Source organism: Melittangium boletus DSM 14713 (assembly GCF_002305855.1).
In the GTDB taxonomy this organism is placed as follows: Bacteria; Myxococcota; Myxococcia; order Myxococcales; family Myxococcaceae; genus Cystobacter; species Cystobacter boletus.
The window spans coordinates 2,376,922-2,390,001 of the sequence record NZ_CP022163.1 but is presented as its reverse complement, the minus strand read 5'-3'; the positions used below and the strand labels follow the sequence as shown (position 1 = coordinate 2,390,001).

At 70.3% G+C, this 13,080-nt stretch carries 10 protein-coding genes; 9 read left to right on the top strand and 1 reads right to left on the bottom strand.

What is annotated here, in order from left to right:
• Positions 1–15 precede the first annotated feature (15 nt).
• The 9 genes from MEBOL_RS09930 to MEBOL_RS09890 all read left to right on the top strand — a co-directional run bounded on the left by MEBOL_RS09930 (position 16) and on the right by MEBOL_RS09890 (position 11,665).
• A complete protein-coding gene (locus MEBOL_RS09930) occupies positions 16–1,533 on the top strand; it encodes a ricin-type beta-trefoil lectin domain protein (protein ID WP_095977188.1) in 1,518 nt (505 codons plus the stop codon).
• Between the two features lie 121 nt (positions 1,534–1,654).
• Positions 1,655–2,266 (top strand): glutathione S-transferase family protein, encoded by a 612-nt coding sequence (locus MEBOL_RS09925; protein WP_095977187.1) that lies wholly within the window; start codon positions 1,655–1,657, stop codon positions 2,264–2,266.
• A gap of 115 nt (positions 2,267–2,381) precedes the next feature.
• Entirely contained in the window at positions 2,382–5,984 is a 3,603-nt protein-coding gene (locus MEBOL_RS09920) for a DEAD/DEAH box helicase (protein WP_245919619.1), read from the top strand.
• Positions 5,985–6,152: 168 nt separating this feature from the next.
• Positions 6,153–7,433, top strand: a complete 1,281-nt coding sequence (locus MEBOL_RS09915; protein WP_095982688.1) for an amidohydrolase family protein — start codon at positions 6,153–6,155, stop codon at positions 7,431–7,433.
• 13 nt (positions 7,434–7,446) lie between these two features.
• Positions 7,447–7,989 carry a peroxiredoxin gene (locus MEBOL_RS09910; RefSeq protein ID WP_095977185.1) on the top strand — a complete coding sequence of 181 codons (543 nt, stop codon included), beginning with the start codon at positions 7,447–7,449 and terminating at the stop codon, positions 7,987–7,989.
• 194 nt (positions 7,990–8,183) lie between these two features.
• On the top strand, positions 8,184–8,588 hold the full coding sequence (locus MEBOL_RS09905) for a hypothetical protein (RefSeq protein WP_157774848.1): 405 nt from the start codon (positions 8,184–8,186) through the stop codon (positions 8,586–8,588).
• Between the two features lie 4 nt (positions 8,589–8,592).
• On the top strand, positions 8,593–9,120 hold the full coding sequence (locus MEBOL_RS09900; protein ID WP_095977183.1) for a hypothetical protein: 528 nt from the start codon (positions 8,593–8,595) through the stop codon (positions 9,118–9,120).
• A gap of 202 nt (positions 9,121–9,322) precedes the next feature.
• Positions 9,323–10,441, top strand: coding sequence for a glycosyltransferase family 4 protein (locus MEBOL_RS09895; protein ID WP_245919617.1), 1,119 nt, complete (start codon positions 9,323–9,325; stop codon positions 10,439–10,441).
• 105 nt (positions 10,442–10,546) lie between these two features.
• Positions 10,547–11,665 carry a CgeB family protein gene (locus tag MEBOL_RS09890; RefSeq protein ID WP_095977182.1) on the top strand — a complete coding sequence of 373 codons (1,119 nt, stop codon included), beginning with the start codon at positions 10,547–10,549 and terminating at the stop codon, positions 11,663–11,665.
• Positions 11,666–11,827: 162 nt separating this feature from the next.
• Here the strand turns inward: MEBOL_RS09890 and MEBOL_RS09885 are convergent, their stop codons facing one another.
• Positions 11,828–12,775, bottom strand: a complete 948-nt coding sequence (locus MEBOL_RS09885) for a type VI immunity family protein (protein ID WP_157774847.1) — start codon at positions 12,773–12,775, stop codon at positions 11,828–11,830.
• Positions 12,776–13,080: the final 305 nt, after the last annotated feature.

Sequence of the window (13,080 nt, the reverse complement as noted above, 5' to 3'; positions counted from 1 at the left end):
TCAAGGAAGCATCAGATGAACCGCAAGTTCCGCACGTTCTCCACCCTGACGGCGTTGTTCACGGGAGTCGCCGGCCTGTCCTCCTTCGCCGCTCCCGCGCCGGAGCCCCTGTCCATTCCCGATATCTCGCCGGAGATGCTGTCCGCGATGCAGCGCGACCTGGGCCTCACCCCGGAGCAGTCGCTGCGCCGGATGTCCGTGGAGATGCTGGCGGCGCACACGGAGAAGCGGCTGGCGGCGCAGCTGGGTGACACGTTCGCCGGCGCGTGGATGAACGAGGAGGGCACCCAGCTCATCGTCGCCATCACGGACGAGGCGAACGCTCCCCAGGTGCTGCGCGAGGGCGCCCAGCCCAAGCTCGTGGCCCGCAGCCTCGTGCAGCTCAACCGCCTGCAGGCGTCCCTGGACCGGCTCGCCGAGCGCGCTCCCCGGGGCGTGGGTGGCTGGTACGTCGACATCACCACCAACACCGTGGTCGTCTTCGGGCAGGACCTGACGCTCGCCAAGGCGTTCATCGCCGACAGTGGCTTGAGCGACGAGGCCGCCGTCCGCGTGGAGCTCACCCGGGAGGAGCCCCGGACGGTGTACGACATCCGCGGCGGTGATGCCTACTACCCCACGGGCGTGCGCTGCTCGATTGGCTTCGCCGTGAACGGGGGCTTCGTGACGGCGGGCCACTGCGGTGGCGTGGGCACGGCCACCACGGGCAGCGGCGTGGCGCAGGGCACGGTGCGCGGCTCCACCTTCCCGACCAACGACTACGCCTGGGTCCAGACGAATGGCTCCTGGGCCTCCACCCCCTACGTGAACAACTACGCGGGCGGCGTCGTCGCCGTGCAGGGCTCCAACGAGGCCGCGGTGGGTTCCAGCATCTGTCGCTCGGGTTCCACCACCGGCTGGCGCTGCGGCACGCTCGAGGCCAAGAACATCACCGTCAACTACTCCAACGGCCCGGTCTACGGCATGGTCCAGACGTCCGCGTGCGCCGAGGGCGGTGACTCCGGTGGTTCCTTCATCTCCGGCAACCAGGCCCAGGGCGTGACCTCGGGCGTGGCGGGCAATTGCAGCACCGCGGGGACGAAGTCCTTCTACCAGCCCCTCCTCCCCATCCTGAGCAAGTACGGCCTGTCGCTCACGACGACCGGTGGTGGCGGCGGCAAGGCGGTCCGGTCGCGGCTGAACAACAAGTGCATCGACATCCCGAACTCGAACACGAACGACGGCACGCAGCTGCAGATGTGGGACTGCAACGGCACGGGCGCCCAGAACTGGACGTGGTACTCGGACGGCTCGCTGCGCGCGCTGGGCAAGTGCATGGACGTGGCGTGGGGCTCGGTGGACGCGGGCGCCATCATCCAGATCGCCACCTGCAGCGGCAATCCGGCCCAGAAGTTCGTGCTCAGCGGCGCGGGCGACCTGGTCAACCCCCAGTCCAACAAGTGCGTGGACATCGTGGACCACAACACCAACAGCGGCGCCAAGCTCATCCAGTGGCACTGCACCGGCAGCGCCAACCAGAAGTGGTACCAGTAGCCGCCGGGAGCCGTTGACTCGAAGTGTGTGCTTCCCATCCCTCGGGTGAGGAAGGTTGACGCGGGCGCGAGGGGGCTTGGCTACCCTCGCGCCGCTTCAACCCCCAGAGGAGGCAGCACGCATGAAGGTCTACGGTCATCCGATGAGCACCTGCACGCGCAAGGTGCTCACCACGCTCGCGGAGAAGAACCACGTGGCCGAATTCGTGATGGTGGACATCACGAAGGGCCACCAGAAGTCCCCCGAGTACCTGGCGAAGCATCCCTTCGGTGTCATCCCCTTCCTGGAGGATGACGGCTTCTCCATGTACGAGTCGCGCGCCATCATCCGCTACCTCGACGCGCGGCTGCCGGGGCCCAAGCTCACCCCGAGCGACTCCCCGTCCCTGGGCCGGATGGAGCAGTGGATCAGCGTCGAGCAGTCCAACTTCTCGCCGCACTGCATGGCCATCGTCTTCGAGACGGTCTTCAGGCGCGAGGGCAGGCCGGACCAAGCCAAGGTGGAAAAGGGCCGTGACGGATGTGCCCGCGCCCTCGATGTCGTCGACCGGGCGCTGAGCACCCAGGGCTACCTCGCGGGAGACCTCTTCTCGCTCGCGGACATCTGCTGGCTGCCCTACCTGCAATACCTCGTCTCCACTCCCCAGGGCGGCCTCATCGCCGAACGTCCCCACGTGGCGTCGTGGTGGAAGCGCATCAGCGGCCGCCCCGCGTGGCAGCACGTGAACGGCTAGCCACCGCCGTGGGTCCGGCCGGGTCGTGCTTCCCCGGCCGCCCCGCGAGGTAGCCTCCCACGAAAAGCCTCCAGGAAAAGGGGCGCGCACGCGTCCCTGGATTATCTTGGAGGTCATGTCGTCGACTCCACCGGAGAAGTCATCCCCTCCTTCCCTCTCCCTGTCTCGCGCGCTCGCTCCCGAAAGGCTTCGGGACATCGCGGGTGCGAAGGTCTACGCCCGGGGACAAGCGCTGGCGGTGAGACGGCACGTCGTGTCGTGGTCCCTCTCCAGCCTGGGGCTCTATGGGCGCGTCCGGGAGGGCCGGGCGTTGAATCGGGCCCGCCTCACCGAGGACGCGAGGGGCCTGGATGCCGAGTGCTCGTGCACGCTCTTCGCCCAGGAGGGGTTTTGCGAGCACCTGGTGGCCCTGGGGCTCGCCTGGCTCGCGACCCTGGAGCCCGCGTCCTCCACGAGCCCGTCACGGACCCTGGAAGCCGTCCCACCGTATGAACCGCCTCCGCCCACGGATGCTCGCCTGGTGCCCCTGGTCCAGGCGCTGGGACGGCTCCGGGCGAGGGTCTTCGAGTGGACCGGGCCCCGGGCCGAGCCCCCCGGGGTCCTGCGCGTGCGCCTCCTGGGCGAGCCCCCCGTCATGCACGTGCATGAGTCCTCACCGAGAGCGGACGCGCACAAGTCCCACCGCGCGGACGTGCACGCGCGTTGCGTGAGGGTGGAGCCGCTCGGGGTGCTCGCGGGAGAGCTGGCCCTGGTGTGCTCCTTGTGTGGCCGAGGGGAAGACGCGCGCTGTGTCCATGCGCTGGCCGCGCTGGACGCGTGGCTCGATGCCCTGGGGGACGCGCGGCGCGCGGAGCAGAACGCCCAGCTGGCCGAACGCCTCTTCGTGAAGCCGGGCCGGGAACTGTTGGAGGTGTTGGACAAGGTCCGTCTTCCGTCGCTCTCCCACGGCGAGTCCAAGGCGGCCGCCCGGGTGCGCTTCGTGCTGGACGGGGGAGCGGCGGGCACCGGGCGGCTGCGGCTGGTGGTATCCCGGCCCTTGTCTCGGGGTGGCTTCTCCAGGGGCTATCCAGTGACCGGGCGCGAGCTGCCCGAGGTCCGGGCGCTCCTGACCACGCCCGAGGAAACGCAGGCGCTCGAGCTGTGTCTATTGATGGAGCGTCACCGGGGCGCGGCCGAGCGCCATCCGCTGCTGGTTCAGGCCCTGCGGCTGCTCGCGAACAGCCCCCTGCTGGCGCTCGCGTCCCGTTCGGGCGGGTCCCCTCGGGTGCGCTCGCTGCCGCTGGGTTTCTCCGTCACGGAGGAGGAGGCCCAGGGGGGGATGCGCGTGCTCCCGAGCGTGGGGGGCGTGCCGGTACTGGAGTGGGCACGCGAGGCGCTTCGCCACAAGACCCTCCAGCCGTGGCTGCTCGTCGAGCCCGAGGAGTCCCGCCTGACCTTGGTCTCCGCCTCGCCCGCGGCCCTGGCGGTGCTGGGGACGGTGGTGGCGCTCGGGGGGGCGCTGTCGGGCGAGTGGCGCACGGACTTGCTGGAGCGGCTCGAGAGTCTGGAGGCGGGCTTTCCCGTGTCCCTGCCTCCCGTGTGGGAGGGGCAGGAGGTCGCGGCCGAGCCGGGGTTGTTGCTCCGGCTGCGGCCCACGGGTGGAGAGGGTCTGGAGGGGCGATGGTATGTGCGGCCCCTGGCGGAAGCGCCCCTCCGGGTGCCGGGAGAAGGAAGCGAGATCGTCCGGGGCTCACGGGGGGGGGAGCGGGTGTGGACCCGCCGGAACCTGGAGTCCGAGCGCGAGGCGGTGGCCGGGGTGCTGGCGCGGCTGGGCCTGTCGGGGGAGGTGCACGGCCTCATGCGCTGGGAGGGGACGCAGGTGGCGCTCGACTTCCTGGAGCGGCTGCGGGCCGAGGCGGGCCCCTCGCTGAGCGTGGAGTGGGAGGAGCATCCCTGGTCCGTGATGCATTCCCCGGACGCGAGCGGCTTGAAGGTGTCGGTGCGGCGCGAGCGGGACTGGTTCGGGGTGGAGGGAGCGCTCCAGGTGGACGAGGAGCGCGTGGCGTTGGCGGTGTTGCTGGACGCGCTGCGCAGGGGCCACCGCTACGTGCCGTTGGCGCCGGGACGCTGGCTGCGGCTCACGGAGACGTTGCGCCAGCAGCTCGAGCCGCTGGTGGATGTGGCGCATGAGTCGCGGGGCCGGTGGGAGGTGAGCGCGGCGGCGGCGCCCGTGTTGGATGGGCTCGCCGGGGAGGGCGCCGACGTGGAGGCGCCGCCGGACTGGAAGCGGTTGGCGGGCCGCATCCGCGAGGCCACCCGGAGCGAGGTGGCCGTGCCCGCGGGACTTCGCGCCGAGCTGCGCGACTACCAGCGCGAGGGCTTCGTCTGGATGGCGCGCCTGGCGGCGTGGGGGGGCGGCGGGTGCCTGGCGGACGACATGGGCCTGGGCAAGACGTTGCAGACGCTCGCGTTGCTGCTGCATCGCGCGGAGTCGGGCCCGGCGCTGGTCGTGGCGCCCACGTCGGTGTGCTTCAACTGGATGCGGGAGGCGGCGCGCTTCACGCCTTCCCTGCGCATGCACGCCTATCGTGAGGCCGAGCGGGAGTCCCTGCTGGCCGGGATGGGCCCCGGGGACGTGGTGGTGGTGAGCTACGCGTTGCTGACGCGGGACGCGGCGCGCTTCCAGGCCGTGGCCTTCGGCACCCTGGTGTTGGACGAGGCCCAGGCGGTGAAGAACCCCGACACGGCGCGGGCCCGGGCCGCGCGAGGCCTCCAGGCCGAGGCCCGGGTGGCGCTCTCGGGCACGCCGGTGGAAAACCGCTTGTCGGAGTTGTGGAGCCTCTTCCGGCTCGTCTTCCCGGGCTTGTTGGGCAGCCGTGAGTCCTTCCGCTCGCGCTTCGCCGGCCCCATCGAGCGCGAGAAGGATCCCCGGGCGCGCGCGGCCCTCTCCCGGGTGCTGCGTCCCTTCTTGTTGCGGCGCACCAAGCGCGAGGTGGCGCGCGAGCTCCCCGACCGGGTGGAGACGGTGGTGCCCGTCACCCTCTCCCCCGCGGAGCGCCGGTTGTACGAGGACACGCGGCTCGCGGCGCTCGACCGGATCGAGAAGGCGGAGGGCCCGGAGAAGCGCTTCGCCGTGCTGGCGGCGCTCACGCGGTTGCGGCTCGCGGCCTGCCATCCGCGGCTCGTGGACGCGGATTCGCTCGTGTCGTCCTCGAAGCTGGAGCGCCTGCTGGAGTGGGTGGACACGCTGCGCGCCGAGGGCGGACGCGCGCTCGTCTTCAGTCAGTTCGTCAGGCACCTGGCACTGGTGCGCGAGGCGCTGGAGGCCCGGGGCGTGTCCGTGCAGTACCTGGACGGGCAGACCCCGGCCAGCGAGCGCGAGGAGCGGGTGGCGGCCTTCCAGCGGGGCGAGGGGGATGTCTTCCTCATCTCGCTCAAGGCGGGAGGCACGGGCCTCAACCTCACCGGGGCGGATTACGTGGCGCACCTGGACCCCTGGTGGAACCCGGCGGCCGAGGATCAGGCCACGGACCGGGCCCATCGCATCGGTCAGACGAAGACCGTCACGGTGATTCGCCTCATCGCCGAGGGGACCATCGAGGAGGCCATCCTCGCGCTGCACGAGGAGAAGCGCGACCTGGCCAGCAGCTTGTTGTCGGAGGCGGACGGCGCCATGGCGCTCTCCACCGGGCAACTGCTGGGGCTCCTGCGTCACGGGGCCGGGTCGGACCCCGGGTGAGGGGGGGCGCAGGGTGGGCGGGAGCATGTCTTCTCCCCACGTGTCCGTGCGCGGTCGGGGATTGGGACGAGCGGGGAGGGGAGTGCTAGGGTGTGGCCCAGTCAGCGTGGAGGTGGGGGCACGCGGACGTCGGGCATTTGAAGTGGCCGCGGATTGACGGAGGGACGGGTGGGCACGCTCCTGAAAGGTGGCATCGTTGTCGAACTCGAGCCGGCGTGCGTCGAGCGCGTGGACTTGCGCATCGAGGGCGAGCGCATCGTGGCGCGAGGCCCCGACCTGGCGGGCGCGCCGGATGACGAGGTGCTCGCGCTCTCGGGCAAGCTCGTCTTCCCGGGCCTGGTGAGCGCGCACCAGCGGCTCTCCGCGAGCCTGGGCCGTGGCATGCCCCGGCCCAAGCTGGATGGCTACCAGGAGCTGCTGGAGAAGGTGCGCTGGCGCTACGAGGACGCGCTGGACCTGGACGCGGTGCAGGTGGCCGCGACGGCCGGCGGCCTGGAGGCGTTGCAGTGCGGCACCACCACGCTCTTTGATTTGCACTCCTCGCCCCGGGCCGTCCAGGGCTCGCTGCTGCGGGCCGGCCGGGGGCTGCACGAGGTGGGGGTGAGGGGGGTGCTGTCCTACGCCGTCACGGATCGCCGGGGCGCGCTGGGGCGGGAAGAGGGGTTGGAGGAGACGGTGTCCTTCGCGCGCAAGGCGCGGGGGCGCCTGCGCGGGCAGGTGGGCTCGGCGCCGCTCTTCACCGTGGGCAAGGAGGCCCTGGAGGGTCTGGCCGAGGCGTTGAAGAGCTCGGGCACGGGACTGCACGTGCCGCTGGCCGAGGATCCCCTCGACGAGAAGCTGTCCGTGGAGCGCTATGGCGCCTCGCCCGTGACGCGGCTGGTGGACGGCGGCCTGGTGTCCCCGCAGACGCTGCTCGCGCACGTGGGCCACCTGGCGTGGCCGGAGCTGGCGCAGCTGCTTCCCACGGGCGCATGGCTGGCGCACACGCCGCGCTCGAACATGGAAGCCGAGGTGGGGTACGCCCCGGCGCTCAAGTTCGGCCACCGGGCCACGCTGGGCGCGGACGGGGTGAGCGCGGACATGTTCGCCGAGGCCCAGGCGGCCTGGCTGCGCTCGCGTGACGCGGGCCAGCCCATCGACGTGCTGCGCTACCTGGCCAATGGCCAGCGCCTGGCCTCGCAGGCGTTCGGGTTGCAGATGGGGCCCATGCGCGAGGGCGCGGTGGCGGACCTGCTCGTCATGGACTACCTGCCGGCCACGCCGCTCACGGCGGACAACCTCGCCTGGCACGTGGCGTTCGGCCTGGGCTCGCGCCACGTGGAGTCGGTCATGGTGGACGGTGTGTGGCGGGTGTGGGCGCGCCGGCCCCTGTCGGTCAATCCCAGCGTGGTGGCCGAACAGGCCCGCGAGGCCGCCGCGGCCGTGTGGGCGCGCATGGGCGAGAAGTGATAAGCCCTCGGGCATGCTCACTGCCACGCTCGTAGCGGGCTTCCTCGCGGGAGCCACCCCCCAGGCCGGAGAGATCGCACCGGACTTCACGGTGCAGGACACCTCTGGCAAGTCCCACTCGCTGTCGGAAATGGTGAAGCAGGGCCCCGTCATCCTCGCCTTCTTCCCCAAGGCCTTCACCGGCGGGTGCACGAAGGAGCTGTCCGCCTACCGCGACCGGTACAAGGACGTGGAGAAGCTCAATGGCCAACTGCTCGCCGTGAGCACGGACGACGCGGAATCGCTCGTCAAGTTCAAGGACTCGCTCAAGGCGCCCTTCGCCTTCATTCCGGATCCGGACGCGAAGCTGACGAACCTCTACGACGTGAAGATGCCGGTGATGAACCTGGCCAACCGCTACACCTTCGTGATCGGCGAGGAGCGGAAGATCCTCAAGGTGGAGTCCGGCAAGGACGCGGTGGACCCCAACGGCGCCATCGCCTCCTGCCCCCTGCGCAAGCCGAAGACGGACGCGGCGGCCAAGGACGCGGCCCCGGCTCCCGACGCCAAGAAGTAACCCTCGACGCGAGGCCGCCCATGTCGCTCTCCTGGCTCTCTCCTCGTTTTCGTCGCCGTGCCGCGTCCCTGCTCCTCCTGGCGGGGAGCGCCGCGATGATCGCCACCTCGCCTCCCGACTCCTGGCATCAGGAGGCGAATCTCCGGGGTCGCCCCATTCGATTGGATGCCGGGTCGCCCACGGACAGTCGCTCCATGTCCGTCGTCGTGACCCAATCGTCCGCGAGCGACAAGGGCGTCCAGGGTGGCCTGCGCGTCGAGCTCTTCGCGCGCTGGATTCCCCCGGCCGGGGGGAGCGACGAGGCGAAGCCCTGGCTCCGGGCCCGGCTCGTCCGGGACGGAGTGCCCCAGGAGACCAAGGTGCTCGTCCTCGAGAGAGCGGGCTCCTCGGCGACGTTGCCGCTGTATACGGGGGTGTTCTCCCAACCCTGCGTGAAGACGCGGCGCTGCGAGGCTTCCGTCCAACTCGAGGTGGAGCGGCAGGCCGAGCCCATCGGAGGCGTCATCGAGGTGGACTGGTCGGCCTCGCTGGGCGTGCACGGGCCGGACGATGAGTTGGAGGTGCCCAAGGGGCTCGAGGTCCGGCTCACGGAGGACTGAGCCCATGAGGGCCCCTTCCACGCCGCCGGAGGAGGAGCCCTTTCCGGCGAGCGCCCTGCTGCACCCGGTGTCACTCGGCGCGCTGGTGCTGTGGGTGCTCAACGATCACGTGTTCAAGGCGCGGTGGCCCTCGGGGTGGACGGGGAAGCTCTCGGACGTGGCGGGCCTGGTCTTCTTCCCCCTGTTGCTCCAGGCGGGATGGGAGGTGCTGGCCGCGCGCGGGGGCCGGGCGGTGCGTCCCTCGCGCCGGGTGCTCCTGGCCTCGGTGCTCTTCACGGCGGTGGGTTTCTCCGCCATCCAGGTGTGGCCCTGGGCGGCGGAAGCGTGGCGCTGGGGCCTGGGCGCTCTCCAATGGCCGGTGCGCGCGCTCGTCGCGGGAGTCCGCGGAGGGCCGCTCCCCTCGCTTCGCCCTGTCTTCCATGTCGCGGACGCGGAGGACCTGCTCGCGCTGCCCGCGCTGGGGCTCGCGCTCTGGACGGGATGGCGCCGCTCGCGAGCGCCGGTGGATGCTGGACTGACAAGCACGTTTTGAGGGCAGGGACGCCCACTGTCCGCTTCCCCGCATGTGAAGCGTTGACGAGTCATCGCCAGGAGGGGTGCTCCGTTCACCAGCCCGTAGGCCAGGAGGCCCCCCGTCTGGCTCCGGTGCCTGGCTGTGTTACCCCTTGTCAACCATGAGTGAACCTCCCCCGCTTCGGTGTCCCTCGCCCGCTTCCTCGCGCGGTGGGAGAGCCGTGCGCCGGGTGCTCATGACGGCGGCCACCTCGGGCGTGGAGTGGACGTCCGCCGTGGAGTTGTGCCGGGCGCTGGGCGAGCGGGGCGTGTCGGTGACGCTGGCCACCCTGGGCGCGCCCCTCTCCGCGGCCCAGTGGAACGGACTCCTGGGCATACCAGGGCTGCGCGTGGAGCAGAGCACGTGGCGCGCCGAGCGGCTGGAAGACGTCTGGGAGGACATGGACGCGGCGGGTGCGTGGCTCCTGGAGTTGGAAGCGCGTGACGCGCCGGACGCGGTGCATCTGCATGGCTACCGCCACGGCGCGCTGCCCTTCAAGCGCAGGCCCCTGGTGGTGGGCCATGAGTGCCCCCTGGCGTGGGGCGAGGCCGTGCGCGGTGAGCCGGCCCTGGAGCGGGATTGGCTCAGCCGTTGGGAGGTGACGCGGGGCCTTCGGGCCGCGGGCCACGTGGCGGCGCCCACCTCCGCCCTGTTGGAGTCCCTGGATCGCCACTACGGGCCCCTGCCTCCCGCCAGCGTCATCGCTCCCGCGCGCCGCCATGCGGACTTCGCTCCCTCCCTCGTGCGCGAGCCCTTCCTCTTCTCCACGGGCGAGTGGTGGGACGAGGCGCGCAATCTCCAGGTGCTCGAGTCGGTGGCGCCCCGGTTGGACTGGCCCGTGCTCGTGGCCGGCGGGCGCGAGCACCCCCACGGAGGCCAGATGCGCGCGCGCTCCGTGCGCCTGCTGGGCGAGCTGTCCCCTTCCGCGCTCGCGGGCTACCTGGGCCGCGCCTCGATCTTCGTCCTGCCCGCGCGTCACGAGCCGGGAGGCCTCGCCGCGCTGGAGGCCGGGCTCGCGGGGTGTGCGTTGGTGTTGGCGGACATCCCCTCGCTTCGCGAGATGTGGGAGGACGCGGCGGTCTTCGTTCCTCCGGAGGACACGGACATGCTCGCGCGGGCACTGCGCCGGCTGGTGGCGGATCCAGCGCTGCGCGGCCGGATGTCCACCCTTGCACGAACCCGCGCGCTGGAGTTCTCCCCTGAGCGCATGGCCGACGCCTACCTTGCGGTCTACGCCAGCCTGGAGGAGGAATCCCAACGGGCGCCGCCCTCCCAGCCCCAGCTGGCACGGGCGACCTGAGACCGGGACATGGGGTGGGGTGGGCCGCTCCCGGTCATTCTCGAGTGGGGATGCTCGCGTCGACTTCCGGTCTGGGGGACTGGCGGCGCGAGAGGAGGAGCGGACATGCGGCGCGGTCACGGACTTCGGATCGCCTTCTTTGGCGCGAGCCTCGCCTCCTCCTGGTGGAACGGCGCCGCCATGTATTACTGCGGCATCCTCCGGGCTCTGCATGCACGAGGCCATCGCATCACCTTCTACGAGCCGGACCTGGCGGGCCGCCGGCTCCAGCGCGAGGCGGTGGCGGCTCCCTGGGCGCGCGTCGTGGTGTACCCGGTGGAGGACACCTTGGGATTGGAGCGCTGTCTGGACGAGGCGCGCGGGGCGGACGTGGTGGTGAAGGCCAGCGGCGTGGGCATCCACGACGAGTGGTTGAACCACCGGGTGTTGGAGCTGCGCTCGGGCCGCACCCAGGTGGTGTACTGGGACCTGGACGCCCCGGTGAGCCTGGAGCGCCTGCTGCGCGAGCCCAGGGACGCCTTTCGCGCGCTCGTGCCGCGCTATGACCGCATCCTGACGCAGGGCGGTGGGGAGCGGGTGGTGTTGGCCTACCGCGACCTCGGAGCCCGGGACTGCGTGCCGGTGTACAGCGCGGTGGATCCGGACGTGCACTTTCCCGTGTCTCCCGAGCCGCGTTTCGACTGCGCCCTGGCCTTCCTGGAGGACCGGCTGCCGGACCTGGAGCGGCGCGTGGAGAGCTTCTTCCTGCGCGCCGCGGACCTGCTGCCGGACAAGCATTTCCTGCTCGGAGGGGACGGGTGGGGAGACCGGCCCCGGCCCTCCAATGTGCGCTACCTGGGCCACGTCGCGCCCGGGGAGCGCAATGTCATGCGGGGCACGGCGCGCACCGTGCTCGACGTGAGCCGCGATGGAATGGCGCGCTTTGGCTATTCCCCGGCGTCCCACCTCTTCGCGGCGGCGGGCGCGGGGGCTTGTCTGATCACGGACGCGTGGGAAGGAGTCGAGCTGTTCCTGGAGCCGGGCAAGGAGTGCCTGGTGGCCCAGGATGGATTGGAGGTGGCCGAGGCGGTGCTGTGCCTCACGGACACCGGGGTGCGCGAGCTGGGGCTGGCCGCCCACCGCCGGGTGCTGGCCGAGCACACCTACGCGCACCGGGCGGTGCAGGTGGAGCAGGTGCTGGGCCACGCGGGAGGGCCGCCGGTGGCGCACGAGCACGGGAGCTGAGTCAATCCGGGGTGCGTTGCCGGTGCGATTCCTCGCGGAAGCCCCGGGCTCCACGCGGCGGGAGTCCTCGGACACGTGGATCCACGCGAGGTGCAGGGGGTTGCCGTCGGACCTCGTCCGCGAAATTGAATTCCATGGGGTTACTCCGGAAGGAGAGAGACCTCAGTCGAGGAATCGCCGCCACCAGCGGTACAGTTCCCTGGCGTCGTCGTCGCGGCCCTGACGGTGGAGGAATCCCCAGGCGAAAGGTTCCTGCCAATACTCCAGCCATCGGGCGAGTTCACGGTAGGCGGGAAGGGACTGGTTTTGTTCCAGGTCTCCGGCCTCGGGTTCCGAACCGAGCGTGACGACCACTCGAGTGCCGTCCAGTGCTTCAACGGAGGTGGAGGGCGATTGGAGCCGGGAGCGAAGTGACTCGGCTCCGCCCAGTTCGTGGAGGACAGGCGGGCCCAGGAAGTTCATCCAGTGGACGCCATCCACGCGAGTGCCCATTTGATCGTAAATGTTGGCTCCGCGAATGTCGAAGCCGGGATGGCGGAAGATCAAGGGGCGCAGCAGCGCGAGTCGATCCCATTGCGGATAGGCGACGTCCAGTGCGAGTCCGGCGTGTCCGGAGGCGAAGGGAAGGCGGGAAGCCATGTCGCTCGCCAGCGCGCGAACCTGAGCGGGCCCATTCGCTTGCATGTACTCCGTGGGAAGAGTGACTTCGAGGGTGCTGACCAGTTCAGGGGCTGTTTCCCTCCAGGGAAGGCGAGCGTGATAGGAGAATCGGTATCGACTGTCCTGGGCGCCGTAGATTCCGAAGTATGGATCGGAACCCTCTTTCTCGAGGGAGTGTGCCTCGTCTTCGTTGTAGTCCTCCATGTAACGACGCTCTTGAGGCTCGAGGGCTTCCCGGATGAGTTGCCAGCCCCGCTCATTTAGAGTGCTCGGCTCCCAATAGCAGCAGGTATAGGTCGAAATCGCGTCCTGATGACCTTCGACCGCACGGAGATAGCTGCCGAGTGCGTGGGACACCCCTGCGGCGATGTCGAAGTGGTCGTGAGGAATGAAGAAGACAATGCGGACGAAGTCCCTCACGAGGAGTTTTTCTTCAACGCGCTCCACCACGACGCCCTCCGCCGGATTCCAGGTGCGAGTCTGGACCGGGCCCGTGATTCGGACTCTGGTATGGGAGTTTCCCATGCTCATTCCTACGGAAGACGATTGATACCAAGCTGGGGAGTGATGAGCGACGGTGGGCATTGACCTCCAAGCTTGGCATAGGCGCTTATCTGGGCGAGTGTCTGCTCCGACCATGGATTTCCCACTTCATAACCACACGGGAATGAGTTCCTGCGTGATTGCTTCTTTTCTGGTAACCGTTCACCGCCCCGGCTCGGTTGAGGAGGAGGCAGGAAGGAGGTAACGGGAGA

Bases quoted from the DNA above. Each gene is read 5' to 3' on its own strand.
- MEBOL_RS09930 (WP_095977188.1), top strand. From the start codon at position 16: ATGAACCGCAAGTTCCGCACGTTCTCCACCCTGACGGCGTTGTTCACG.
- MEBOL_RS09910 (WP_095977185.1), top strand. From the start codon at position 7,447: ATGCTCACTGCCACGCTCGTAGCGGGCTTCCTCGCGGGAGCCACCCCC.
- MEBOL_RS09890 (WP_095977182.1), top strand. From the start codon at position 10,547: ATGCGGCGCGGTCACGGACTTCGGATCGCCTTCTTTGGCGCGAGCCTC.
- MEBOL_RS09900 (WP_095977183.1), top strand. From the start codon at position 8,593: ATGAGGGCCCCTTCCACGCCGCCGGAGGAGGAGCCCTTTCCGGCGAGC.
- MEBOL_RS09905 (WP_157774848.1), top strand. From the start codon at position 8,184: ATGTCCGTCGTCGTGACCCAATCGTCCGCGAGCGACAAGGGCGTCCAG.
- MEBOL_RS09920 (WP_245919619.1), top strand. From the start codon at position 2,382: ATGTCGTCGACTCCACCGGAGAAGTCATCCCCTCCTTCCCTCTCCCTG.
- MEBOL_RS09925 (WP_095977187.1), top strand. From the start codon at position 1,655: ATGAAGGTCTACGGTCATCCGATGAGCACCTGCACGCGCAAGGTGCTC.